This window comes from Mycobacterium sp. E787 (genome assembly GCF_001668725.1).
GTDB lineage: Bacteria > Actinomycetota > Actinomycetes > Mycobacteriales > Mycobacteriaceae > Mycobacterium.
Genome location: NZ_LZKL01000120.1, coordinates 19699 through 44084 on the forward strand (window position 1 = coordinate 19699; position 24386 = coordinate 44084).

A 24386-nucleotide genomic window follows, 5' to 3' on the forward strand; every position below is an offset into this window, starting at 1 on the left:
TCGGATAGTAGGCCGCGAGCCGTCCCTCAGCTAGCGGCGATCATCGCCACCGAGCCCATGGCCATCACCATGCCGACCCCCTGCAGACGGCTGACCCGCTCGCGCAGCACCACCATCGCCAGCACCACCGTCGCGGCCGGATACAGCGAGATCAGGATGCTGGCCAGCGAGAGCAGCCAGGTGTGCAACGCCAGCAGCATCGTCACGTTGGCGCAGATGTCCAGCAGGGCCACCGTGAGCGCCATCTTCATCGGCTTGCCGCGCGGTAGCCGCAAGTTGTTGCTCATTGCCGACATCCCGAACACCACGATCGTGGCGGCCAACCGGGCGAACACCAACGGCCACAGCTTGGTCGCATGAGGCGCCTGGTGCAGGAACACCATGTTGAGTCCCATCGCCGAGCCGGCCAGCACGGTGAGCCAGGCCACCTTCGGGGTGAAGCGATACGGCGTCACGCCGTCGGCGGTGGCCTCGCGGCTCACCAACGTCACCGCGATCAGCGCCAGGACGACGCCCACCGAGGCCGCCTGGCCCGGTCGCTCCCCCAGCGCCACACCTACCGCCACGGGCACGGCCGCGTTCAGGACGGCGGCAAGCGGCGAGACCACCGAGATGGGTCCGGAGCCGAGCGCGGCGAAGAACGCCCACATCCCGAACGCCATGCCAATGCCGTACAGACTGCCCCAGATGATCGCGCCGGACTGGATCGGGCCGCCCACGCCGATCGCCAGCACGCCCAGTATCAGCGCCTCGAGCGGGTAGGCCACGAGCATCACCCGCAGCGCGGCCACCCGTCGAGCGGCGACACCGCCCACAAAATCGCTGACACCGTAGGTAACGGCCGACAGCTGGGCGTAAGCCGCCCCGATCAGTTCATGCCCTTGGCTCGCCGACCCAGCTCTCGATGCAGTTCGCGATTGGCGTCGCGACGGGCCATGTCCTGGCGCTTGTCGTAGGCTCGCTTGCCGCGCGCGAGCGCGAGCTCGACCTTGACCTTTCCTTCGGAGAAATACAGAGACATTGGCACGAGCGCGAGGTTACCATCTCGGATCTTGCCGACCAGTCTGTCGATTTGTTGCCTATGTAACAACAACTTTCGATTGCGACGGGGCTCATGGTTGGTCCAGCTACCATGCTGATACTCGGGGATGTACAGGTTGCGCAACCACACCTCACCGTCGTCGACGGTTGCGAACGCGTCGGCCAGCGACGCGTGGCCCTGACGCAAACTCTTGACTTCGGTGCCCTGTAAAGCCACTCCCGCCTCGTAGAGCTCCTCAATCGAATAGTTGTGGCGCGCTTTGCGATTGGTGGCCACGATCTGTTTGCTGCCGCGCTTGCCGCCCGCCGCCTTGCCGCGGCTCGAGTCTTTGGCCACGGCTACCGCCGCACGTACAGGCGCAAGGTCGCGTAAGCGGTCGCCCCGGCCATCGCCAGGCCGAGCAGAAACAGCCACGGGGCGATGTAGAGGATGTCGGCATAGTCGATCTTGGCGATCAAATGAGCTTGGTAGAACTGGCTCAACGCGTTGTCGAGGAAGAACGCACGCACCAGAACCAAGCCGACGACGGCGATCACCACGCCGATCGTGGCGGCCACCATCGCCTCTACCAGGAAGGGAAGTTGGGTGTACCAGCGGCTGGCCCCGACCAGACGCATGATGCCGATCTCGGTGCGCCGGGTGTACGCCGCGACCTGAACCATATTGGCGATCAATAGAATCGCGCCGACGGCCTGCACGAGCGCGACGGCGAAGGCGGCGTCCCGCAAGCCGTCCAACACGGCGAACAGCCGGTCGATCAGCTCTTTTTCGTTCTGGATGCCGCGCACCCCCGGCTGGCCGCGCATGGCGTCATCGAAATCCCGGTGTTGTTCGGGGTCGTTCAGCTTGACAACGAAAGATGCTGGAAAAGCGTCTTTTCCGGCGACGTCCTTGTACTCCGGGAACTTTCGGATCGCATCGTTGTAGGCGTCCTGCTGATTGATGAACCGCACCGACTTGACGTCTTGTCGCGCATCGATCTTGTTCCGCAGCGCTTTACACGGGCCGGACGAGCAGGTCGGATCGTTGGCGGAGATGTCTTCGGTGAGGAAAACCTGGGTCTCGACGCGGTCGAGATAGATCTCGCGGGAGTTGTCCGCCAACCGAACCACCAGCAGGCCGCCGCCGAACAGGCCGATCGAGATCGCCGTCGTCAGGATCATCGCGGCCGTCATGGTGACGTTGCGACGAAGGCCGGTCAGGACCTCGTTGAGCAGGAAGCCGAAGCGCACTTAGCGGTCCATCCCGTAGATGCCGCGCTGCTCGTCGCGGACCAGCCGGCCCAGCGACAGCTCGACGACCCGCTGCCGCATCGAGTCGACGATGTGGTGATCGTGGGTCGCCATCAGCACCGTCGTGCCCGTCCGATTGATCCGCTCCAACAAATCCATGATGTCCTTACTGGTGTCCGGGTCGAGGTTGCCGGTCGGCTCGTCGGCCAGGAGCACCAGCGGCCGGTTGACGAACGCGCGGGCGATCGCCACCCGCTGCTGCTCACCACCCGACAACTCGTGGGGCAGCCGGTTGGCCTTGCCGGACAGGCCGACCGTCTCGAGCACGTCGGGAACCACGCGATTGATCGCGTCCCGGCGCTTGCCGATGACCTCCAGCGCGAATGCGACGTTTTCGTACACGGTTTTCTGCTGTAGCAGCCGGAAATCCTGGAACACGCAGCCGATCACCTGGCGCAGCTTCGGGATGTGGCGTCCGGGCAGCTTGTTGACGTGAAACTTCGACACCCGGATGTCTCCGGCGTTCGGGGATTCCTCACCCAGCAGCAGCCGCATGAACGTCGACTTGCCCGAGCCCGAGGGCCCGATCAGGAAGACGAATTCACCCTTGTCGATCTTGACGTTGATGTCGTCCAGCGCCGGGCGCGCCGACGCTTTGTACTTCTTGCTGACATTGTCAAGGGTGATCATCACGGCACGCCAGTGTAGCGGTGAATTTCGCTGGCAAGCGAAGTCAGCTCGCCGGCAGTGGCGAACTCGGCGCCGGGCCCGGCCCCGGCTGGGGCAGCTGCGGCGGGGTCGGCGTGGGGCTGGTGCTCGGCGGGCAGAAGGGCGGCGGCAACAGGCATGGCGGCGTGGGCAGCTGGAACGGCGGCGGCGCGGTGGTGGTCGTCGACGTGGGCGGCGGCATCGTGGTGGTCGGCGGGACGGTCGTCGTCGGAGTCGGAGTGAACGTGACGGTCGGCGGCGGCTGCTGCACCCGGCTGCGCGGCACCCAGGTGTAGTTCGGGTCGGGCACGAACCCCGGCGGCACCACCTGGGGGGCCGCCGGCTTGGGAGCAGGTTCCGGGCGGTACGTGTCGTAGACCCACCACACCGCGAAGAACGCGACGATCAAGACCAGCGTCGACGTGCGCATCCGGCCGCCGAAGAGGTGGCTCCAGCGCCGCTCGGCCCCCCCGGCACGCTTCTCGAGGATGTTCAGGGTGAGCTTCAACGCCGCTGCACCGCCGCACCCTCATCCGCGCCGTCGGACCGCGCCTCGGCGGCCTGAGCCACCGGGACCGAGGGATCGTCGACCAGCCCCACCGTCGCGTCGGCCGCGGTCATGATCCCGACGCGGGCCAGCGCGCGGATGACCAGGACGCGCAGCTGCCTGCCGACCTCGAACTGTTTGCCGGGCAGGGTGCGGGCCACCACCCGCAGGGTGACGGTGTCGACCTCGATGCTTTCCACGCCCATCACCGTGGGCGGGTCCAACAGCAATTCCCCCAGCACCGGGTTGTCCATCGCGCGGTCGCATTCCTGGTGCAGCACCTCGTTGACGCGGTTGAGGTCGGCGGTGGTCGACACCGGGATGTCCACCACCGCACGCGCCCAATCCTTGGACAGGTTGACCACCTTGACGATCTGCCCGTTGGGGATCGTCAACACCTCGCCGTCCGGCGAGCGCAGGCGGGTGACCCGCAGCGTCACGTTCTCCACCGTGCCGCTGGCCTCGGTCGACGCGACGACGGTGAGGTTGACCAGGTCTCCGAACCCGTACTGCTTCTCCACCAGAATGAAGAAGCCGGAGAGCAGGTCTCGCACCAGTTGCTGGGCACCGAAACCGAGCGCCGCGCCCACCACGGTGGCCGGCGCGACCAGGCCGCCCACCGAAAACCGCAGGATGTCGGCGATCTGCAGCATGACCCAGATGCCGATGATCACCACCGAAACCCAGGAGATCACCGACGCCACGGCCTGCCGGTGCTTGGTGGCCTCCGAGCGCACCAACGCGTCGCTTTCGGCGAAGCCCACGTCGAGCCGGCGGGTGACCTGTTGCGCCACCCAGTTGACGAACCGGGCCGCGAGGACCGCGGCGATGAGCACCATGACGATCCGCAGACCGCGGGTGATGATCCATTGACCGGCGTCGCCGCGCCAGAAGTCGTGCCAGCCCAGCGCCTTGATGGTCGCGGTGGAGGCAAGAACAGTCGTGTTAGTCAGCATCTTTTCGGTTGCGCCACCGGATCCCCGCTTCCAGGAATCCGTCGATGTCCCCGTCCAGAACGGCGGTCGGATTGCCCACCTCGTACTCGGTTCGCAGATCCTTGACCATCTGATACGGATGCAGTACGTAGGAGCGCATCTGGTTACCCCAGGAGCTGCCGCCCTCACCCTTCAACGCGTCCAGCTCAGCGCGCTCTTCTGATCGCTTGCGCTCCAACAACTTTGCCTGAAGCACTCGCATTGCCGAGATCTTGTTCTGCAGTTGCGATTTTTCGTTCTGGCAAGTCACCACGATACCCGTCGGGATGTGGGTTAAACGAACCGCCGAGTCGGTGGTGTTCACCGACTGGCCGCCGGGGCCGCTGGAACGGTAGACGTCAACGCGCACATCGCCTTCCGGGATGTCGATGTGATCGGTGGTCTCCACCACCGGCAGCACCTCGACTTCGGCGAAGGAAGTCTGGCGCCGGCTCTGGTTGTCGAACGGGCTGATCCGCACCAGCCGGTGCGTGCCCTGCTCGACGGACAACGTGCCGTAGGCGAACGGCGCATGCACCGCGAAGGTGGCGCTCTTGATGCCCGCCTCCTCCGCGTAGGAGGTGTCGAACACCTCGACCGGATACTTGTGCTGCTCGGCCCAGCGGACGTACATCCGCATCAGCATCTCGGCCCAGTCGGCGGCGTCCACCCCGCCGGCGCCGGAACGGATTGTCACCAGCGCCTCGCGTTCGTCGTACTCACCCGACAGCAGCGTGCGCACCTCGGTGGCCTCTATATCGGCGCGCAGCGCCTTGAGTTCGGCGTCGGCCTCCGCCAGGGTGTCGGCGCCGCCCTCACCCGCTTCGGCGGCCAGCTCGTAGAGCACCGGCAGGTCGTCGAGGCGCTGCCGCAGCTCCTCGATCCGGCGCAGCTCGCCCTGCGTGTGAGACAACTCGCTGGTCACGCGTTGGGCGCGGGTCTGGTCGTCCCACAGTTTGGGGTCGGAAGCCTCCTGCTCCAGCTTCTGGATGCGGGTGCGCAGACCGTCCACGTCGAGCACCCGCTCCACCGTGGTCAGGGTGGAGTCCAGGGCGGCGATGTCGGCTTGACGGTCGGGTTCCACAGGCGCCCACGTTACCAATGCTCAGGTCGTGGCCCCGGCGGCAGCGTTTAGCATCAAGTGACCAGCCCCACAGCACAGAAGGCTCGAGGACATGCGCCCGCCTCACCGGTATTACATAGCGATCGTCGGCTCCGGGCCGTCGGGATTCTTCGCCGCGGCATCGTTGCTCAAGGCGGCCGACGCGTCGGAGGACATCGATGTGGCCGTCGACATGCTGGAGATGCTGCCGACGCCGTGGGGGCTGGTCCGCTCCGGCGTCGCCCCCGACCACCCGAAAATCAAGTCGATCAGCAAGCAGTTCGAGAAGACCGCCGAGGATCCGCGCTTCCGTTTCTTCGGCAACGTGGTGGTGGGCGAGCACGTCGAGGCGGGTGAGCTTGCCGAGCGCTATGACGCGGTGATCTATGCCATCGGGGCCCAATCCGATCGGTCGCTGAAGATTCCGGGCGAGGACCTGACCGGCAGCATGGCCGCCGTCGAATTCGTGGGCTGGTACAACGCGCATCCGAGCTTCGAGCACAACACCCCCGACCTTTCGGGCGCCCGGGCCGTCGTCGTCGGCAACGGCAACGTGGCGCTCGACGTCGCGCGCATCCTGGTCACCGACCCCGCGGTGCTGGGGCAGACCGACATCGCCGACCACGCCCTGGAGTCGCTCCGCCCCTGCGGTGTCGCCGAGGTGGTCATCATCGGCCGGCGCGGCCCCCTGCAGACGGCGTTCACGACGCTGGAGCTGCGCGAGCTCGCGGACCTCGAGGGCGTCGACGTGATCGTCGACCCAGCTCAGCTGGAGGGCATCAGCGACGAGGACGCGGCCGCGGCGGGCAAGACGACGAAGCAGAACATCAAGGTGCTGCGCGACTACGCGCAGCGGGCGCCGCGGCCCGGGCATCGGCGAATAGTCTTCCGGTTCCTCACTTCTCCGATCGAGATCAAGGGTGACGGCAGGGTGGAGAGCATCGTGCTGGGCCGCAACGAGCTGGTCACCGACGAGAGCGGCTGGGTGGCGGCCAAGGACACCGGCGAACGCGAGGAACTGCCCGTCCAGTTGGTCGTGCGTTCGGTCGGTTACCGCGGTATGCCCACCCCGGGGCTGCCGTTCGACGAGAAGACGGCGACCATCCCCAACACCGCGGGCCGGGTGGAGGGCAGCCGCAACGAGTACGTGGCCGGGTGGATCAAGCGCGGACCGACGGGCGTGATCGGCACCAACAAGAAGGACTCCCAGGACACCGTCGACACCCTGCTGGGCGATCTGGCCCGCACCGAGCAACTCCCCGACTTCCCCCCCGACCACGCCGACAGGCTGGCCGACTGGCTGGCGGCACGGCAGCCGAAGCTGGTCACCTCCGCGCACTGGGAGATCATCGACCGCCACGAACGAGCGGCCGGCGAACCGCACGGGCGTCCCCGGGTCAAGCTGCCCAGCCTGGCCAAACTCCTGGACATCGGGCACGGCTGACCGGGCGGTCAAAACCATTGGCGATCAAGCGAATACGGATAGCGGGCCACGCCGAGTTTCACCAGTAGGCGCGCCACGTGCCTGCGCACCACCTCTTCGTCCAACTTCGTGCGCTCGGCGATCTGCCGGTTGGTCAGGCCGTCTCCGAGCAGGCTCAGCAGCGCGCGGTCCCGGTCGTTGAGGGCCCAGACCCCTTCGCCGTTCTCGGCGATCCGCCACAGCCTCTCCATCAGCGCGGCCGTGGCCCGCGGGTCCAGCAGCGATCGCCCGGCGCCGACATCCTTGATGGCGCAAGCCAATTCCATGCCCTTGACGTCTTTGAGGACATAGCCGCTGCCGCCGGCCAGGATCGCATACAGCATGGCCTCGTCGGCGGTGTGCGACGTCAGGATCAGGCAGCGCAGCTCCGGCGTGGACGACAACAGATCCCGGCACAGTTCCACGCCGTTCCCGTCGGGCAGCCAATCGTCGAGCACCGCGACGTCGGCACCGACGCCCGGGATCTTGGTCATCGCCTCGGCGACGGATCCGGCCTCCCCCACGCAGTGGAGTTCGGGGTCCGCGCACAGCAGATCCGTCAGGGCGCGCCGCACCGCCACATGATCGTCGACCAAGAAGAAACCCACGCTCACACGAGTCCCCGCCGCCGGCCTCTACAAATTGCTCGAACGCGTGACGAGAATGGAGCTTCCCGCGTTGTGCGCGCCGCACAGGTCGTGGCACGCGCGCGCGTCGGTGACGAAAAGCTGATCCGGCCCGTGGTCGGCGGCCAGAAACTCCACGACGCTCCCCCGTACGATGGCGCACTCGACCTGCACATCGGGGTACCGCCGCGTCCACCGGGCAATCCGGCGTCTCAGTTGCGCCTGCGCCGAACGCTTGGTGTCGGCGTCATCGGGTCCCGTGGCGTGGGATACCGCAATCACTCGCAGCGGGGCGCGGCGCAATCTTGCTTCCTCGAAGGCTTGGCGCAGCGCCCCTGCTTCGTCCGCTTGCACCGTGACGCGAGCGACCTTGGCGGTCGCCCGCCTGCCCCTCGGGCGCGGGATGACTGCGACGGGGCACAGCGCCGACGCGGCGAGGCTCGAGGAAAGCGAGCCGACGCCATGGGCGGCGTGGTTGAGCCCGATGGATCCGACACACATCATCTCCGCCGACCTGGATTCTTCGATCAGGTTGGCGAGCGGCCTCCCCCAGAGGATTTCGGTTTCGACCTTCGCCGGTTGCCCGGTCGCCTCGATCGCCCGATGCGCGTCTTGCAGTGCCAGACGGGCGGCCGCCAACCGGCCCTTGCGATCCCCGGCAGGCGCAGATTCCGGTGGCTCGATCACGTAAACCAGTCTCAGCGGTATGTCACGGCCGACCGCCTCGTCGACCGCCCAGCGGGCCGCCGCAATGGCCGCCTTCGATCCGTCGACACCAACGACGACGGTCGGAGCTGAATCACGCATCCGCGTCTCCTGCGCTGCTCGGAACTGCCACATCATCGTTACGGCCTCCCCGTAAGGTATTGCCGGGTGCGGCGGTAACCCCAGGGGCGTTAGGTTCACAAATGGGGGCCATTGGTCCCTATCTAGGGCTCGCGGCCGCATTGCCGCCCCTGGCCCGCCGCCCCACCCGAAGGACTCGCGGGTTCCCGTCGCAGGGCGTCACTTCGCCGCAACCGCACTGTTTCGCCGACATCGGATTCGGGTGCAGCAGAATTCGACGGCGCTTCGGGCTGCGACCGCTTTTCTTTAGGTATCGCTTCCCGCATTGCGCTGAATTCGGCCATTTTCGGTGAGCGGCATTGGATCGGGCCGACACGCTGGACGTTTGGCGCTAAATCTCCACTACTGACGCGAAACCGCGCCTACATTCTTATCACCACCGCGCCGACGCGGCGCTGGCGGGTAAGTGCCGAATCGGGATCGGCACGGTTCACCATGTACACCAACAGGGAGACCTGACAATGGATTACGCCCTTTTCCCGCCCGAAATCAATTCCGCTCGTATTTACAGTGGCCCGGGGTCGGGCTCGCTAATGGCGGCCGCTGGAAGCTGGGATTCGCTGTCCGCCGAATTGGGCAGCACGGCCGAGACCTACGAATCCGTGCTCTCGAGCCTGACCACCTTGCACTGGCGCGGCCCGGCGTCCGATTCGATGACGGCGGCGGCCGCCCCTTACGTGCAGTGGCTGACCACGACCGCCCAGCAGACGAAACAGACGGCCATGCAGGCCAGGGCCGCGGCGACGGCGTTCGACCAGGCGTTCGCCATGACGGTGCCCCCACCGCTGATAGCGGCCAATCGGGCGCAGCTGCAGGCCCTGATCGCGACGAATTTCTTCGGCCAGAACACGGCGGCGATCGCGGCGACCGAGGCGCAGTACGCCGAGATGTGGGCCCAGGACGCGACCGCCATGAACGGCTACGCCGTCAGCTCGGCGGCGGCTTCCCGGCTGGCCTCGTTCTTGTCCCCGCAGCAGACGACCAACCCGGACGGCGTGATCGAGCAGAACGCAGCGGCCAACCAGGCAGCCGGCGGCCCACTCGCGAACGTGTATTCGCTGTTTCAGCAGTTGACTTCGCAGCTGGGAAACGCCCTCAACCTCAGCCCCGTTCCCATCAGTACAAACCCGCTCAGCGTGCTGGATTCCATCCAGCTCGTGAACACCGCGATCCAGGGGACCGGAACCATGGCGGGGATCCCGGCATCGCTGAGCGCCAATACGGCCAATCTCTTCGGCATCCAAGCGAATATGGCGTATCTGGCCGGCCTCTCGGGGCCTTCCCCGGCGCTCGGGCCCATAGGGCTCGGCGAGCTGAGGGATGCCGCCAGCGCGACGGGACCCGGCGGTATGCCTAACGCGATCACCGTGAGCATGGGCCGGTCGAACACGATCGGTCCGATGGCGGTGCCGGCCGGCTGGTCGGCGCCGTCGGCCACCCGCGTCGCGGCGCTGGAGCCCGCCGGCCTGACCACGCTCCCGGGAACCGACGAGCTCGCCGGTTCCGGTTATCCGGGCGTGCCCGGGATGCCGGCGGGCACGATGGCGCGGGCCTCGGGCGTGCTGCCGCGCTACGGGACCCGGCTCACCGTGATGACGCGCCCGCCCGCGGGCGGCTAGACGGCCGGCGGCTCGGCCGGCGCGAGCCGCCAGTTGTCCGGATTCTTCGGCGAGTACACCACCGGGAGCAGCTGGCCCATGGTCGGCCAGTGCTCGACGTCGACCGCCATGCGCTGGTAGACGGCGTACTCGCTGACGGTCGGCCCGTTGATGACGCCGGCGATGGTGACGTACTGCTCGCCGGCGGCGTCCGGCCGCGGGCTGACCCCGGTCACCAGCAGCGTCCCGCTCGCCAGCTCACCGCGTGGGCCGCGCGGAATGAACCGCTGGGCCAGGAACACCCCCAGAACCGCCACCAGCAGGATCAGCACTCCGAATTCCCACACCCGGCCATGGTAGGACTGCTCCCATGGGTCGCGACGATCTCGCGCTGGCGCTCGCGCTGGCGGACCGCGCCGACGCGCTGACCGCCGCCCGGTTCGGCGCGTTGGACCTGCGCGTCGACACCAAACCGGACCTGACGCCGGTGACCGACGCCGATCGCGCGGTCGAGACCGACCTGCGCGGGGCGCTGGGACGCGAACGGCCCGACGACAGCGTCGTCGGCGAGGAATTCGGCGGGACCGCGACCTTCAGCGGCCGGCAGTGGATCATCGACCCGATCGACGGCACCAAGAACTTCGTGCGCGGGGTGCCGGTGTGGGCCAGCCTGATCGCGCTGCTCGTCGACGGCGTCCCCGCGGTGGGCGTCGTGAGCGCGCCGGCGCTGCACCGCCGTTGGTGGGCCGCGCGAGGCTGTGGCGCGTTCGCCGCCGTCGGCGGCGGCCCACCGCGACGGCTCACGGTTTCTTCGGTGGCACAACTGGATTCGGCGAGCCTGTCGTTCTCCAGCCTGTCGGGATGGGCGCAACGCGGCCTGCGCGATCGCTTCATCGGGCTGACCGATGCGGTGTGGCGGGTCCGCGCCTACGGGGACTTCCTGTCCTACTGCCTGGTCGCCGAGGGGGCGGTGGACATCGCCGCCGAACCGGAGGTCTCGGTGTGGGACCTGGCGCCCCTCGACGTCCTGGTGCGCGAGGCGGGCGGGGCGTTCACCGACCTGGACGGGACCCCGGGCCCGCACGGTGGCAGCGCCGTCGCGACCAACGGACATTTGCACGAGCAGGTGCTTTCCCTCCTGCGGGCCTAATCTTTGTGAATTAGTTAACACGCAGTCCCAACTATCTTACTCCGGAGTAAGATAGAGATATCCGCATCGCCCCAACGACAGAGGCTGCTGACATGACCGACACTCGCTCCGGTTCACAACAGACGAAGACCCCCCGCCCACGGCCGAAACGGCGCGGCCGCAAGACCGGCGTCGGGCTGCAACCGCACAAGCGGACCGGCATCGACATCACCCTGGCGCTGCTCACCCCCCTCGTCGGCCAGGAGTTCCTGGACAAATACCACCTGCGCGACCCGCTCAACCAGGGCCTGCGCTACGGCACGAAGACCATCTTCTCCACCGCCGGCGCGGCGTCCCGCCAGTTCAAGCGGGTCCAGAACCTCCGCGGCGGGCCGACCCGGCTCAAGTCGAGCGGCAAGGACTACTTCGACCTGACCCCCGACGACGAGCAGAAGATGATCGTCGAGACCCTCGACGAGTTCGCCGCCGAGGTGTTGCGTCCCGCGGCGCATGACGCCGACGAGGCCGCGACCTACCCGCCGGATCTGATCGCCAAGGCCGCCGAGCTGGGCATCACCGCGATCAACATCCCCGAGGACTTCGAGGGCATCGCCGCCCACCGCTCCAGCGTGACCAACGTCCTGGTGGCCGAGGCTCTCGCGTACGGCGACATGGGCCTGGCGCTGCCGATTCTCGCGCCCGGCGGCGTGGCGTCGGCGCTCACCCACTGGGGCAGCGCCGACCAGCAGGCCACCTACCTGCACGAGTTCGCCGGCGAGAAAGTGCCGCAGGCGTGCGTCGCCATCGCCGAACCGCAACCGCTGTTCGACCCCACCCGGCTGAAGACGACCGCGGTGCGCACCCCGAGCGGCTACCGGCTCGACGGCGTGAAATCGCTGGTCCCCGCCGCCGCCGACGCCGAGCTGTTCATCGTGGGCGCCCAGCTGGACGGCAAGCCCACGCTGTTCATCGTCGAGTCGTCCAGCAAAGGCCTTGCGGTCAAGGCGGATCCGAGCATGGGGATTCGGGCGGCGGCCCTGGGCCGGGTCGAGCTGTCCGGGGTGTCGGTGCCGCTGGGTGCGCGGCTCGGCGAGGACGAGGCTTCCGACGAGGATTACTCGGAAGCGATCGCGCTGTCCCGGCTCGGCTGGGCCGCGCTGGCGGTCGGCACCTCGCACGCGGTGCTCGACTACGTCGTCCCCTACGTCAAGGAACGCGAGGCCTTCGGCGAGCCCATCGCGCGCCGCCAGGCGGTGGCCTTCATGTGCGCCAACATCGCCATCGAACTCGACGGCCTGCGGCTGATCACGTGGCGCGGCGCCGCCCGCGCCGAACAAGGCCTGCCGTTCACTCGCGAGGCCGCGCTCGCCAAGCGGCTCGGCGCCGACAAGGGCATGCAGATCGGCCTGGACGGCGTGCAACTGCTCGGCGGCCACGGCTACACCAAGGAGCACCCGGTCGAACGCTGGTACCGCGACCTGCGGGCCATCGGTGTGGCCGAGGGCGTCGTCGTTATTTAGGTCGTTATCTAGGTCGTTATCTCACTCGAGCCGAAAGACCAATCATGGCAATCAATCTGGAACTCCCTCGCAAGCTGCAGGCGGTCAGCGTCAAGACCCACCAGGGCGCCGCCGAGATGATGCGGCCGATCGCGCGCAAGTACGACCTCAAGGAGCACGCGTACCCGGTCGAGCTGGACACCCTGATCAACCTGTTCGAGGGGGCCTCCGAATCGGTCGCCTTCGCCGGGGCCGACGCGCTGCGCGACGAGGACGAGGACAGGGACCGAAACCACAACGGCGCCAACATGGCCGCGCTGCTGCAGACGCTGGAGGCCAGCTGGGGTGACGTCGCGATGATGCTGTCGGTGCCCTATCAGGGGCTGGGCAACGCCGCCATCTCCGCGGTCGCCACCGACGAGCAGCTGGAACGCCTGGGCAAGGTGTGGGCGGCGATGGCCATCACCGAACCGGGCTTCGGGTCCGACTCCGCGGCGGTGTCCACCACCGCCAAGCTGGACGGCGACGAGTACGTCATCAACGGCGAGAAGATCTTCGTCACCGCCGGCTCGCGCGCCACCCACATCGTGGTGTGGGCGACGCTGGACAAATCGCAGGGCCGCGCCGCGATCAAGTCGTTCATCGTGCCGCGCGACCACCCCGGCGTCACCGTCGACCGGCTCGAGCACAAGCTCGGCATCAAGGGGTCCGACACCGCGGCGATCCGGTTCGACAACGTGCGCATCCCGAAGGACAACCTGCTGGGCAACCCGGAAATCGAGGTCGGCAAGGGCTTTTCGGGGGTGATGGAGACCTTCGACAACACCCGCCCGATCGTTGCCGCCATGGCCATCGGAGTCGGCCGCGCAGCACTGGAGGAGATCCGCAAGATCCTCACCGAGGCCGGGGTGGAGATCTCCTACGACCGGCCCTCCCACGCCCAGAGCGCGGCCGCCGCCGAGTTCCTGCGGATGGAGGCCGACTGGGAGGCCGCCTACCTGCTGTCGCTGCGGGCGGCGTGGCAGGCCGACAACAAGATCCCCAACTCCAAAGAGGCGTCGATGAGCAAGGCCAAGGCCGGCCGGATGGCGAGCGACGTCACCCTGAAGTCCGTCGAGTTGTCCGGCACCGCAGGCTATTCCGAGCAGTCACTGCTGGAGAAGTGGGCCCGCGACTCCAAGATCCTGGACATCTTCGAGGGCACCCAGCAGATCCAGCAGCTGGTGGTCGCGCGCCGCCTGTTGGGGCTGTCGTCGGCGGAGCTCAAATAAGCGCCGGCGGCCGGCCCGTGCGCGAGACGGTACGGCCACCGCGTGGACAGCGATCCCTCGGGTGCGGTTAGCGTCGTCGGTATGGACACGTTTCACGCGCTCGTCGCGCGCCAAGATGGTGACCGGATTACCGCGTCGGTCGAGACGCTGAACCCCTCGGACCTGCCGCCCGGCGAGGTGACGATCCGGGTGCAGTACTCGAGCGTCAACTTCAAGGACGCGCTGGCGCTGACGCCGGGCGGCGGCGTGGTCCGCAATTACCCGGTGGTGCCGGGCATCGACCTGACCGGCGAGGTCGTCGAGTCGCACTCCCCCGACTTCGCCGTCGGCGACAAGGTGCTGGCCCACGGGTATGCGATCGGCACCGGCCACCACGGCGGCTACGCCGAGTACGCGCGGCTGCCGGCCGACCAGGTGGTGGCGCTGGGCGACCTGACGCCGCGCGAGGGCGCCGCCATCGGGACCGCCGGCTTCACCGCCGCGATGAGCGTGCGGGCGTTGATCGACTGGGGCCTGCAACCCGGCGCCGGGTCGATCGTCGTCACCGGCGCCTCGGGCGGCGTCGGCTCCGTCAGCGTGGACCTGCTGGCCGCCGCCGGCTACCGGGTGGTCGCCTCCACCGGCAAGGAGCAGGCGGCCGGGCTGCTGAAAGAGCTTGGCGCCGCGGAGGTTATCGGGCGGTTGCCCGAGGACCCCGACGCCAAGCCGCGCCCCCTGGCCAAGGCGCGCTGGGCGGGCGCGGTGGATTGCGTGGGCGGGGCGACCCTGGCCGATGTGCTCAGCGCCGTCGACTACGGCGGGGCGGTGGCCTGCAGCGGCCTGACGGGGGGCCCGGCGCTGCACACCACGGTGATGCCGTTCATCCTGCGTGGCATCGCGCTGCTCGGGATGGACTCCGTGCTGATGCCGATCGGCCGGCGCCGCAAACTGTGGGCGCTGCTGGGCGATTCGTCCCCCGCAAGCGGGAGGTACCCCCTGCGGCCCCGCCACCTGGAGTCGGTGATCCACGAGGTCGACGTGAAGGACGTCGTCGGGGTGCTCGACCAGCTGCGCGCCGGCGCCTTCTCGGGCCGGGCGGTGGTGCGGGTCGCCGACGGGTTTTGAGTCGGCAGTAGGCTGTCCGACCATGCGGGCGGCACGGGTGACTCGGCTGGATGGTCCGGACGCGATCGAGGTCGGGGAGGTCGACGAGCCCTCGGGCGACGGCGTGGTCGTCGACGTGTACGCCGCCGGCGCGGCATTTCCCGACGCGCTGCTGACCCGCGGGCTCTACCAGTACCGGCCGGAGCCGCCGTTCGTGCTCGGTGCGGAGATCGCCGGCGTGGTGCGCTCGGCGCCGGAGGGCGCGCACGTGCGACCCGGCGACCGGGTCGTCGGGCTGACGATGCTGTCGGGCGGCATGGCCGAGGTGGCGATCCTGCAGCCCGACCGGGTGTTCAAGCTGCCCGACAACGTGAGCTTCGAGGCCGGCGCCGGCCTGCTGTTCAACGACCTGACGGTGTATTTCGCGCTGACCGTGCGCGGCCGGCTGGCCCACGGCGAGACGGTGCTGGTGCACGGCGCCGCCGGCGGGATCGGGACGTCGACGCTGCGGCTGGCGTCGCTACTCGGGGCGTCCCGCACGATCGCGGTCGTCAGCACCGAAGACAAGGCGGACGTCGCGACGGCGGCCGGCGCCACCGATGTGGTGCTGGCCGAGGGGTTCAAGGACGCGGTCAAGGAGCTCACCGGCGGCAGCGGCGTGGACGTGGTGGTCGATCCGGTCGGCGGCGACCGGTTCACCGATTCGCTGCGCTCGCTCGCCCCGGGCGGACGGCTGCTGGTCATCGGGTTCACCGGCGGCGAGATCCCGACCGTGAAGGTGAACCGGCTGCTGCTCAACAACATTGACGTCGTCGGCGTCGGGTGGGGAGCGTGGACGGCGACGCACCCGAACGCGCTCGCCGAGCAGTGGGCCGGACTCGAGGAACTGCTCAGCTCGGGCCGGCTGACTCCCCCGACGCCGGAGGTCTATCCGCTCGAGCAGGCGGCCGCGGCCGTGGCGTCCCTCGAGAATCGAACGGCCAAGGGCAAAGTCGTGGTGCGCGTCCGCGATTGAGGCCTGCCATCCGTGCGGTGGGAGGCCTCCGAGCACCTTGTGCGCCGGGTAAACAAAAAGTAATGTCACTTTCAGTTTTGTAGCCCGCCGGTAGCCAGGAGGTTCCATGGAATCGTTCGTGCACTTGCGAAAAGGGAAGACGCCGCGACGGGTGCACGCCGACCTGGACGGGCTGAAGGACGACGAGCTGGGCCGCGGCGGATTCACCGGCCGCACCGCGAACATGTACCGCCGCAACGACCCCACCGCCTATCGCGCGGACGGTCCCCTGCGACCCGTCGACGTGCTGGCCGGCGAGCTCAAACCGAGCGACGCCACCGACGCCAACGGCGGGCCGCTGCTGATGTTCAGCAACGACGACTGCCGAATCCTGTTGAGCCGCCGTCACGAGCCGATGCCGTTCTACGCCCGCCACGTCGACGGCGACCTGCTGTGCTTCGTGCACCGCGGTGCGGGACTGCTGGAGACCGAGTTCGGGCCGCTGCGCTATCGGGAGGGCGATTGGGTGTACATCCCGAAGGCATGCACCTGGCGCCAGCTGCCCGACAGCGAAACCACGTTGCTGATGATCGAGTCCGGCGACGAGTTCCGGGTGCCGCCGCCGGGCGTGCTGGGCCGGCACTTCCCGTTCGACCCCTCGCAGGCCACCGTCCCCGAACCGGAACCGCCCACCGATGACGGCTTGCCACCTGGGAAAGACGGGTACGAGGTCCGCCTGATCCATGAGGGCGGCCCGACAACGCTGTTCTACCAACACAATCCGCTGGATGTCGAGGGCTGGCGTGGTGACAACTTCGCGTTCACCTTCAACATCGCCGACTACAACGTGATCACCTCGGACAGCGTCCACCTGCCGCCCACGGTCCATCTGTTCATGCAGGCGACGGGCGTGTACGTGATGAACTTCCTGCCGAGGCCCGCCGAAGGCGTGCGGGGCACCGAACGCACGCCCTGGTACCACCGCAACGTCGACTACGACGAGATCGCCTTCTTCCATGGCGGTTCGCTCTACGGCATCCCGATGCCGCCGGGCCTGATCACCCATGCGCCGCAGGGCGTCCACCACGGCGCGCCGGAGAAGGCGCGGGAACGGGCACGCCGCAAGTTCGACGAGCATTCGCGGGTGGACTGGCAGGTCATCGCCGTCGACACGCGAAGGCGGCTCACGCCGTCGGCCGAGGTGCTCGCCCACGACCTCGGGCAGCACTCGTGAAGCACGACTACGACCGGATCCCGTATCTGGTTGCGTTCCAGAACAATTCCGCGGTGCGCGACGTCTACGGCGGGCTTGCCGAGATCACCGTGTTGGAAAGCTATCTGCTCAAGCCGAAGGCCAAGCCGTCCGACACCGTGCTGGTGTTCATGCACCCGATCGGCGGCGGCGCGTACCTGCCGATGACGGGCGCGCTGGCCCGCGCCGGTCACCATGTCATCTACTGCAACAGCCGGTTCCGCGGCACGGATTCGGGGCTGCTGATGGAGAAGGTGGTCGAGGACCTCGGCGAGTGCATCAAGGACGCCAAGAACCGGCTCGGGTACGCCAAGGTGGTGCTGGCCGGGTGGAGCGGCGGCGGCTCGCTGTCGATGTTCTACCAGCAGCAGGCCCACAAACCGACGATCACCGCGAGCCCGTCCGGCGACGGCCCCGACCTCACCAAGCTGGACCTGCCCGAGGCCGACGGCATCATGCTGCTGGCCGCACACATCAGCCGGCACGGCACGCTCACCGAATGGCTGGACGCGTCCATCCTCGACGAATCCGACCCGACCAAGCGGGATCCCGAGCTGGACCTGTACGACCCGGACAACCCCAATCAACCGCCCTACAGCCAAGAGTTTCTGGATCGCTACCGGCAGGCGCAGATCGACCGCAACCGGCGCATCACCGCGTGGGTCCGAGCGAAGCTGGCGGAACTCAAAGCCAGCGGCCGTCCGGACGACGAATTCTGTTTCGTCGTGCACGGCACCATGGCCGACCCGCGCTGGCTGGACCCGACCGTCGATCCCAACGAACGCACCCCCGGGACCTGCTATCTGGGTGATCCTCGGGTGGTGAACATGAGCCCCGTCGGTTTGGCCCGGTTCTCCACGCTGCGCGGCTGGCTGTCGCAATGGAGCTACGACGACGCCCGCGGCGACGGGGTGGCCTGCGGGCGTGACCTCACGGTCCCGGCGCTGGTGATCGGTAACCTGGCCGATGACGCCTGCACACCCAGCCACACCCGACGGCTCTTCGAGGCGATCGGGCACCCCGACAAGGAGATGCACGAAATCCCCGGCGCCACACACTATTACGCGGGACCCGACCAGCGGGACAAGCTGCGCGCGGCCGTCGACATCGTCACCGACTGGCTGGTCCGGCACGACTTCGCGGGCGCCGAATGACTTCCGCCGGCGACGATGCAGTGGGGGCACCCCCAGCCGCGCAGCGGCGAGGGGGACGAAGCGATGAGGTGGGGGCACCTCCCGCTTGCGGGGGAGAGCGGCGCATCGTTGGTGCGCTGGACGGCGTCCGGGTGCTCGAGCTCGGAACCCTGATCGCCGGCCCGTTCGCCGGCCGGCTGCTCGGCGACATGGGCGCGGACGTCATCAAAGTGGAGCCACCCGGCGCGCCGGACCCGCTGCGCACCTGGGGGCAGGCCGAACTCGACGGGCAGCACGTGTTCTGGACGGTGCACGCGCGCAACAAGCGGGCCATCACCCTCGACCTGCGCAAGCCGCGCGGACGCGAGCTGTTCCTCGATCTCGTCGCCGAATCCGACGTCGTGGTGGAGAACTTCCGCCCGGGCACGCTGGAAAAATGGAACCTGGGCTACGACGTGCTGTCCGAGCGCAACCCGCGCGTCATCCTGGTCCGGGTGTCCGGCTACGGGCAGACGGGACCGGAGGCGCACAAGGCCGGCTACGCCTCGGTGGCCGAGGCGGCCAGCGGCCTGCGGCACCTCAACGGCTTCCCGGGCGGGCCCCCGCCCCGGCTGGCGCTCTCGCTCGGCGACAGCCTGGCCGGCATGTTCGGCGCCCAGGGGGCGCTGGCGGCCCTGTACCGCCGCGGCGTCACGGGCCGCGGTCAGGTGGTCGACGTCGCGCTCACCGAATCGTGTTTGGCCGTGCAGGAATCCACGATCCCCGACTACGACGTCGGCGGCGTGGTGCGCGGGCCGTCGGGCACCCGGCTCGAGGGCATCGCGCCGTCCAACATCTACCGCAGCGCCGACGGGTCCTGGGTGGTGATCGCCGCCAACCAGGACACCGTGTTCGCCCGGCTGTGCACGGCCATCGGGCGCCCGGAACTGGCCGCCGACGATCGGTTCGCCACCCACGGCGCCCGCGGCCGCAACCAGGACGAACTCGACGAGATCATCGGCGCGTGGGCCGCCGACCGGCAACCCGGCGAGATCATCGAAACATTAAGCGCCGCAGGAGTGATCACCGGGCCGATCAACACCGTCGCCGACGTGGTCGACGACCCGCAGCTGCGGGCCCGCGGCATGCTGGTCGAGCACTACGACGAACGGGTGCGCCGCAACGTGCTGGGACCGGGCGTCGTGCCGGTGCTCTCCGAATCCCCGGGCGGCGTCCGCAACGCCGGTCCCGCGCGCCCGGGCCAACACAACGAGGACGTGTACATCGGGCTGCTGGGCAAGACCGCCGACGAGCTCGAGGCTCTACGGCGCGAGGAGGTGCTGTGACGCAGCACGTGGACATTCGGGAGGTGTCGCTGCGCGACGGCCTGCAGATCGAAAAGCCGATCCCGTTGGCCGCCAAGCTGGAATTGCTGGCTGCGGTGGCCGCCACCGGGGTGCGCGAGGTGGAGGCCACGGCGTTCGTGTCCCCGTCCAAGGTGCCCTCGATGGCCGACGCCGCCGAACTCGCCGCACACCTGCGCGACTACCCCGACATCGAGTTTTCCGCCCTGGTGGCCAGTCCGAACGGCGCCAGGCGCGCCGTCGCCGCGGGCCTGCGGTCGATCGAGTACGTGGTGGCCGCCAGCGACGCGTTCAGCGAGGCGAACGTCGGGCGGCCCGCCGCCGAGGCCACGGACCAGATCGAGGACGTCGTCGCCATCGCCCACGACGCCGGCGTCACCGTGGAGATCATCGTCGCGACCGCGTGGGACTGCCCGTTCGAGGGGCCGACCCCGCCCCAGCGGGTCCTCGAGATCGGCGCGGCCGCGCGCGAGAAAGGCGTCGACCGCTTCTCGATCGCCGACACCATCGGCACCACCACGCCACGACGGGTGAGTTCGCTGATCGCCCAACTGCGCCCGGTGATCGGCGACATGCCGCTGGGCGGGCATTTCCACAACACCCGCGGCACCGGCCTGGCCAGCGCCTACGCCGCGGTCGGCGCCGGGGTCACCAGGCTCGACGCCTCGGTGGGCGGACTGGGTGGCTGCCCGTTCGCGCCCGGCGCCACCGGCAACATCGCCACCGAGGACCTGGTCTACCTGCTGCGCGACAGCGACATCGACGTCGACGTCGACCTGGAGGCCGCCATCGCCGCCGCCGAAGTCGCCAAATCCCTTGTCGGCCACGACTTGCCGGGCGCGCTGCTGCGTGCCGGCGACCGGATCCGGGTCTGATGCCGGCGGAAAGCCTGACCGCCAAGGGCCGCCAGACCAGGCAGGCCATCGAACAGGCCGCCCGGAAGCTGTTCGCCGAACGCGGCTTTCACGGCACCACCCTGGCGGACATCACGTCTGCCGCGGGCAAGTCGCCCGCGGTGTTCTACCGCTATTTCGGCGACAAGGAAGACCTGTTGGCCGACCTGGCGGAGTCGTTTCTGCACGAGGTCGTGACGCCGTCCGGGCTGAGCGTGGAGCTGCCGAAGTCGCCCGACGACGACGCGTTCTTCACCGCGGTGGTCACCGGGTACTGGAACATGTTCAAGCAGAACATCGGCATCATGATCGCGGTGGCCCAGCTGGCCACCACGCAGCCACGATTCGCCACCGTCCAGAACGAGTTCCGGCGCTTCGGCATCGACATCGTCGCCGCCTCGGTTCGCCGCGCCCAGGAACAGGGATACGCAACCGAGCTCGACCCCGAGCACACCGCGGCAGCCATCGCGCTGCTGTTCGAGAACTTCACCACCGTGGTCGTCGGCCCGTCGGGCCTGGGGCTGAAGATCAGCGACGGGGACGCCGTCGCCACCCTGTCCACCATCTGGAAGAAAACGCTCTACGGCGCTTAAGGAGTCGACATGGATTTCACACTGCCGGAACATCTTCCGGGGGTGCTCGCGGAGATGGACGCATTCATCGAGCGCGAGATCGCCCCGCTGCAGGCCGAGAACATGCAGTACTTCGACCGGCGCCGCGAACACGCCCGCACCGATTGGGACAACGACGGCATCCCGACGCGCGAGTGGGAGGACCTGCTCGCCGAGATGCGCAGGCGCGCCGACCGGGCGGGCTGGCTGCGCTACGGGCTGCCGGCGTCGCTGGGCGGCCGCGACGGCACCAACGTCGACATGGCCGTCATCCGGGAACACCTGGCGCACAAGGGTCTTGGCCTGCACAACGACCTGCAGAACGAGTCGTCGATCGTCGGGAACTTCCCGCAGGTGATCATGATGGAGCGCTTCGGCACCGACCAGCAACGCCGCGGCTGGTCGGAGGCGCTGATCACGGGGGAACGGTCCATGGCGTTCGGCCTCACCGAACCGCAGCACGGCTCGGACGCGACCTGGCTAAAGACGCGGGCGCAGGCCGACGGGGACGGCTGGGTGATCAACGGCGCCAAGCGATTCAACACCGGCGTGCACCGCGCCACCCACGACCTGGTCTTCGCCCGCACCTCCGGCGAGCCGGGCTCCGCCGTGGGCATCACCGCCTTCCTGGTGCCGACCGACGCGCCCGGATTCCACGTCCCCTACTACTGGTGGACCTTCAACATGCCGACCGACCACGGCGAGGTCGAGCTGACCGACGTGCGGGTGCCCGCCGACGCGGTGCTCGGCGAGGTGGACCGCGGCCTCGAGGTCGCGCAAACGTTCCTGCACGAGAACCGGATTCGCCAGGCCGCGAGCAGCCTGGGCGCGGCGCAGTACTGCATCGACCGCGCCGCCGAATACGCCGGCCAGCGCACCGTCTTCGGCAAGCCGCTGTCGGTGAACCAGGCCGTGCAGTGGCCGCTGGCCGAACTGCAGACCGAGGCCCAGATGGTGCGGCTGCTCGTGGCCTACGCGGCCTGGCATCTCGACCGCGACCACCACATGGAGGTCTCGGACAAGGTGTCGATGGCCAACTACCGGGCCAACCGGCTGGTCTGCGACGCCGCGGACCGGGCCATGCAGATCTTCGGCGGCCTGGGCTACAGCCGCCACGAGCCGTTCGAGCACATCTACCGCCATCACCGCCGCTACCGGATCACCGAGGGCGCCGAGGAGATTCAGATTCGCCGGGTGGCCCAGCGGCTGTTCAAGTTCGGTCACAGGTGACCCTGCAAGAGCGCCTGCCGGCGGTGCTGGGCCCGGTCCTGGGTACCGGCGTGGCAGTCGAGAACCTGCGCGCGTTGACCGGCGGCGCCAGCCGCGCCACGTGGGCGTTCGACGCCGTCACCGGCACGCAACGCCGCCCGCTGATCCTGCGCACCGGTCCGCCCGACGACGTGCACGCCGGCATGGAGCTCGAGGCCCGCACCCAGGCGGCCGCAGCGGCGGCCGGCGCGCCGGTCCCCCACATCCTGGTCGCCGACGATTCTGTTGCCGCACTGGGCAATCCGTTCCTCATCTGCGATGAGATCCCCGGCGAGACCATCGTCCGGCGCATCCAACGCGGCCTCGACGCCGATGGCGGGCACGCGGGCCGCACGCGGTTGCTACACCAGTGCGCGCGGGCGCTCGCCGCCATTCACCGGGCCGATTCGGCGATCCCCGGCCTGATCCACGAGGACCAACTGGTGCAGTGGCGCGAGCGCCTCGACGCGATGGGCGACACCACCGCCACCTTCGAATGGGCGTTTCGCTGGCTGGCCGCCCACCGGCCGCAACCGACGGCGCCGGTCCTGGTGCACGGGGACTACCGGATGGGGAACCTGATCGTGGACGGCTCCCGGCTGGCCGCCGTGCTGGACTGGGAGTTGGTACACCTCGGCGAGGCCTACGAAGACCTGGCCTGGTTCTGCATCCGGGCCTGGCGGTTCGGCGCACCGGCCAGCCTCGGAGCCGGCGGCCTCGGCAGCGTCGAAAGCTTCCTGCGGGCCTACGAGGAGGCCGGCGCGACTACCGTCGACCGGGTGGCGTTTCACTGGTGGCTGGTGCTGGCCACACTGCGTTGGGGGGTCATCTGCCGCTACCAGGCCGAGCGGCATCTCAGCGGCGAATTCCGCTCGGTCGAATTGGCGACGATCGGCCGCCGCGTCTGCGAAACGGAGTGGGACCTGCTCGACCTGCTCGAGGGGGCCCGGTGAGACGATGTGCGCCGCGCTGGGGGTACCGCCCGCTTGCGGGGGACGGCGCGAGGAGGGAGGCGGGCAATTGACGGAGGTGCGGCCGTGATCGGCGCCTACGGCCGGCCGCTCGCGGCCGAACTCGTGGCCGCGGTGGCCGAATTCCTGGAAACCGACGTCCGGGAAGCGACCAGCGGGCAGGTCAACTTCCACGCCCGGGTCGCCGCCAACGCGCTGCGGATCGTCGAGCGGGAACTGCTCGACGAGACCGAGGCGGAATCCCTTGCGGCGCTGGCCGATCTGGGCTTTGCCGACGAGGAACAACTGGCCGCCGCCATCCGGGCCGGCGAGTTGGACGGGCGCGGTGACGAGGTCACCGCCTGCCTGCGCACCCTGGTGCGGCGCCGGCTGGCCGTCGCCCACCCCGGATACGACAGCGAATAGGAGCGGGTGTCATGCCGGCTGCCAGTGCGGAAACGATCATCGACGTCGCCGACCGACTGTTCGCGGCGATCGAACAAGGCGATTCCGGCGCCGTCGACCGGATGTGGAGCGGCGACGTCGCCGTGTGGCGCGCCGGGGCGCGCCGCGACCCCGCCAGGTCGGACGACAAGGCGCGCGCGATGCGGGTCATCGACTGGTTCATCACCGCGACCACGGATCGGCGCTACGAGATCCTCGACCGTCAGCTGTTCGACGGGGGCTTCGTGCAGCAGCACATCCTGCACGCCACGGGGCATGCCGGGCAATCGATCTCGATGCGGGTCTGCATCGTGATTAGGGTGGGCGAAGACGGCCTGATCGACCGGATCGACGAGTACTTCGACCCGGCTGACATCGCGCCCCTGATCGACTGAGGGG

General features: G+C 68.8%; 26 protein-coding genes. 16 read left to right on the forward strand and 10 right to left on the reverse strand.

The features are described 5' to 3' along the window. Positions 1 to 26: 26 nt before the first annotated feature. The 7 genes from A5705_RS23165 to prfB form a co-directional block, all read right to left on the reverse strand. On the reverse strand, positions 27 to 776 hold the full coding sequence (locus A5705_RS23165) for an EamA family transporter (RefSeq protein WP_197517064.1): 750 nt from the start codon (positions 774 to 776) through the stop codon (positions 27 to 29). A gap of 92 nt (positions 777 to 868) precedes the next feature. Next, the gene (gene smpB, locus A5705_RS23170; protein WP_067883447.1) at positions 869 to 1378 is read right to left on the reverse strand and encodes an SsrA-binding protein SmpB; all 510 of its coding nucleotides are present in this window, start codon (positions 1376 to 1378) and stop codon (positions 869 to 871) included. Between the two features lie 2 nt (positions 1379 to 1380). Further along, positions 1381 to 2274 (reverse strand): permease-like cell division protein FtsX, encoded by an 894-nt coding sequence (gene ftsX / locus A5705_RS23175; protein WP_067883448.1) that lies wholly within the window; start codon positions 2272 to 2274, stop codon positions 1381 to 1383. Then, positions 2275 to 2964 carry a cell division ATP-binding protein FtsE gene (gene ftsE / locus A5705_RS23180; protein WP_067883548.1) on the reverse strand — a complete coding sequence of 230 codons (690 nt, stop codon included), beginning with the start codon at positions 2962 to 2964 and terminating at the stop codon, positions 2275 to 2277. A 43-nt stretch (positions 2965 to 3007) separates the two neighbouring features. After that, complete coding sequence (locus A5705_RS27530; RefSeq protein WP_082956653.1) at positions 3008 to 3490, reverse strand: hypothetical protein; 483 nt, start codon at positions 3488 to 3490, stop codon at positions 3008 to 3010. Then, positions 3487 to 4485 carry a mechanosensitive ion channel family protein gene (locus A5705_RS23190; protein WP_067883450.1) on the reverse strand — a complete coding sequence of 333 codons (999 nt, stop codon included), beginning with the start codon at positions 4483 to 4485 and terminating at the stop codon, positions 3487 to 3489. Before A5705_RS23190 ends, A5705_RS27530 begins: the two co-directional genes overlap by 4 nt. After that, on the reverse strand, positions 4475 to 5587 hold the full coding sequence (prfB, locus tag A5705_RS23195; protein ID WP_067883451.1) for a peptide chain release factor 2: 1113 nt from the start codon (positions 5585 to 5587) through the stop codon (positions 4475 to 4477). The genes A5705_RS23190 and prfB overlap by 11 nt, the downstream gene beginning before the upstream one ends. Positions 5588 to 5678: 91 nt before the next feature. Here prfB and A5705_RS23200 point away from each other — a divergent pair, with 91 nt between their 5' ends. After that, positions 5679 to 7049 carry an FAD-dependent oxidoreductase gene (locus A5705_RS23200; protein WP_067883452.1) on the forward strand — a complete coding sequence of 457 codons (1371 nt, stop codon included), beginning with the start codon at positions 5679 to 5681 and terminating at the stop codon, positions 7047 to 7049. A gap of 8 nt (positions 7050 to 7057) precedes the next feature. Here the strand turns inward: A5705_RS23200 and A5705_RS23205 are convergent, their stop codons facing one another. Beyond that, on the reverse strand, positions 7058 to 7681 hold the full coding sequence (locus A5705_RS23205) for a response regulator (protein WP_369829619.1): 624 nt from the start codon (positions 7679 to 7681) through the stop codon (positions 7058 to 7060). A gap of 21 nt (positions 7682 to 7702) precedes the next feature. Beyond that, positions 7703 to 8536 (reverse strand): universal stress protein, encoded by an 834-nt coding sequence (locus A5705_RS23210; RefSeq protein WP_231982557.1) that lies wholly within the window; start codon positions 8534 to 8536, stop codon positions 7703 to 7705. A gap of 464 nt (positions 8537 to 9000) precedes the next feature. On the opposite strand from A5705_RS23210, the gene A5705_RS23215 reads away from it, so the two are divergent. Next, a complete protein-coding gene (locus A5705_RS23215; RefSeq protein WP_068280316.1) occupies positions 9001 to 10158 on the forward strand; it encodes a PPE family protein in 1158 nt (385 codons plus the stop codon). Here A5705_RS23215 and A5705_RS23220 read toward each other — a convergent pair. Continuing rightward, complete coding sequence (locus tag A5705_RS23220) at positions 10155 to 10484, reverse strand: hypothetical protein (protein WP_067883454.1); 330 nt, start codon at positions 10482 to 10484, stop codon at positions 10155 to 10157. The genes A5705_RS23215 and A5705_RS23220 overlap by 4 nt on opposite strands. Positions 10485 to 10507: 23 nt before the next feature. Here A5705_RS23220 and hisN point away from each other — a divergent pair, with 23 nt between their 5' ends. The 14 genes from hisN to A5705_RS23290 all read left to right on the forward strand — a co-directional run bounded on the left by hisN (position 10508) and on the right by A5705_RS23290 (position 24382). After that, positions 10508 to 11287: a histidinol-phosphatase gene (gene hisN / locus A5705_RS23225; protein WP_067883455.1), complete on the forward strand. Its 780-nt coding sequence runs from the start codon at positions 10508 to 10510 to the stop codon at positions 11285 to 11287. Between the two features lie 92 nt (positions 11288 to 11379). Beyond that, a complete protein-coding gene (locus A5705_RS23230; RefSeq protein ID WP_068280318.1) occupies positions 11380 to 12786 on the forward strand; it encodes an acyl-CoA dehydrogenase family protein in 1407 nt (468 codons plus the stop codon). 44 nt (positions 12787 to 12830) lie between these two features. Beyond that, on the forward strand, positions 12831 to 14036 hold the full coding sequence (locus tag A5705_RS23235; RefSeq protein WP_068280321.1) for an acyl-CoA dehydrogenase family protein: 1206 nt from the start codon (positions 12831 to 12833) through the stop codon (positions 14034 to 14036). Between the two features lie 81 nt (positions 14037 to 14117). After that, entirely contained in the window at positions 14118 to 15140 is a 1023-nt protein-coding gene (locus A5705_RS23240; RefSeq protein WP_068280324.1) for an acryloyl-CoA reductase, read from the forward strand. A 22-nt stretch (positions 15141 to 15162) separates the two neighbouring features. Further along, complete coding sequence (locus A5705_RS23245; RefSeq protein ID WP_067883459.1) at positions 15163 to 16134, forward strand: NADPH:quinone oxidoreductase family protein; 972 nt, start codon at positions 15163 to 15165, stop codon at positions 16132 to 16134. Between the two features lie 106 nt (positions 16135 to 16240). Further along, the gene (locus A5705_RS23250) at positions 16241 to 17347 is read left to right on the forward strand and encodes a homogentisate 1,2-dioxygenase (protein WP_067883460.1); all 1107 of its coding nucleotides are present in this window, start codon (positions 16241 to 16243) and stop codon (positions 17345 to 17347) included. After that, entirely contained in the window at positions 17344 to 18519 is a 1176-nt protein-coding gene (locus tag A5705_RS23255) for a S9 family peptidase (RefSeq protein WP_067883461.1), read from the forward strand. Before A5705_RS23250 ends, A5705_RS23255 begins: the two co-directional genes overlap by 4 nt. 104 nt (positions 18520 to 18623) lie before the next feature. After that, on the forward strand, positions 18624 to 19823 hold the full coding sequence (locus tag A5705_RS23260; RefSeq protein WP_067883551.1) for a CaiB/BaiF CoA-transferase family protein: 1200 nt from the start codon (positions 18624 to 18626) through the stop codon (positions 19821 to 19823). Then, on the forward strand, positions 19820 to 20716 hold the full coding sequence (locus A5705_RS23265) for a hydroxymethylglutaryl-CoA lyase (RefSeq protein ID WP_067883462.1): 897 nt from the start codon (positions 19820 to 19822) through the stop codon (positions 20714 to 20716). The genes A5705_RS23260 and A5705_RS23265 overlap by 4 nt, the downstream gene beginning before the upstream one ends. Then, positions 20716 to 21327, forward strand: a complete 612-nt coding sequence (locus tag A5705_RS23270; protein WP_068280326.1) for a TetR/AcrR family transcriptional regulator — start codon at positions 20716 to 20718, stop codon at positions 21325 to 21327. Before A5705_RS23265 ends, A5705_RS23270 begins: the two co-directional genes overlap by 1 nt. Positions 21328 to 21336: 9 nt before the next feature. Beyond that, positions 21337 to 22575 (forward strand): acyl-CoA dehydrogenase family protein, encoded by a 1239-nt coding sequence (locus tag A5705_RS23275; protein WP_068280329.1) that lies wholly within the window; start codon positions 21337 to 21339, stop codon positions 22573 to 22575. After that, a complete protein-coding gene (locus tag A5705_RS23280; RefSeq protein ID WP_068280332.1) occupies positions 22572 to 23546 on the forward strand; it encodes a phosphotransferase family protein in 975 nt (324 codons plus the stop codon). The genes A5705_RS23275 and A5705_RS23280 overlap by 4 nt, the downstream gene beginning before the upstream one ends. Positions 23547 to 23630: 84 nt before the next feature. Further along, on the forward strand, positions 23631 to 23969 hold the full coding sequence (locus A5705_RS23285; protein WP_067883466.1) for a DUF6285 domain-containing protein: 339 nt from the start codon (positions 23631 to 23633) through the stop codon (positions 23967 to 23969). Positions 23970 to 23980: 11 nt separating this feature from the next. Further along, the gene (locus A5705_RS23290; protein WP_068280335.1) at positions 23981 to 24382 is read left to right on the forward strand and encodes a nuclear transport factor 2 family protein; all 402 of its coding nucleotides are present in this window, start codon (positions 23981 to 23983) and stop codon (positions 24380 to 24382) included. The last annotated feature ends 4 nt before the right edge of the window (positions 24383 to 24386 follow it).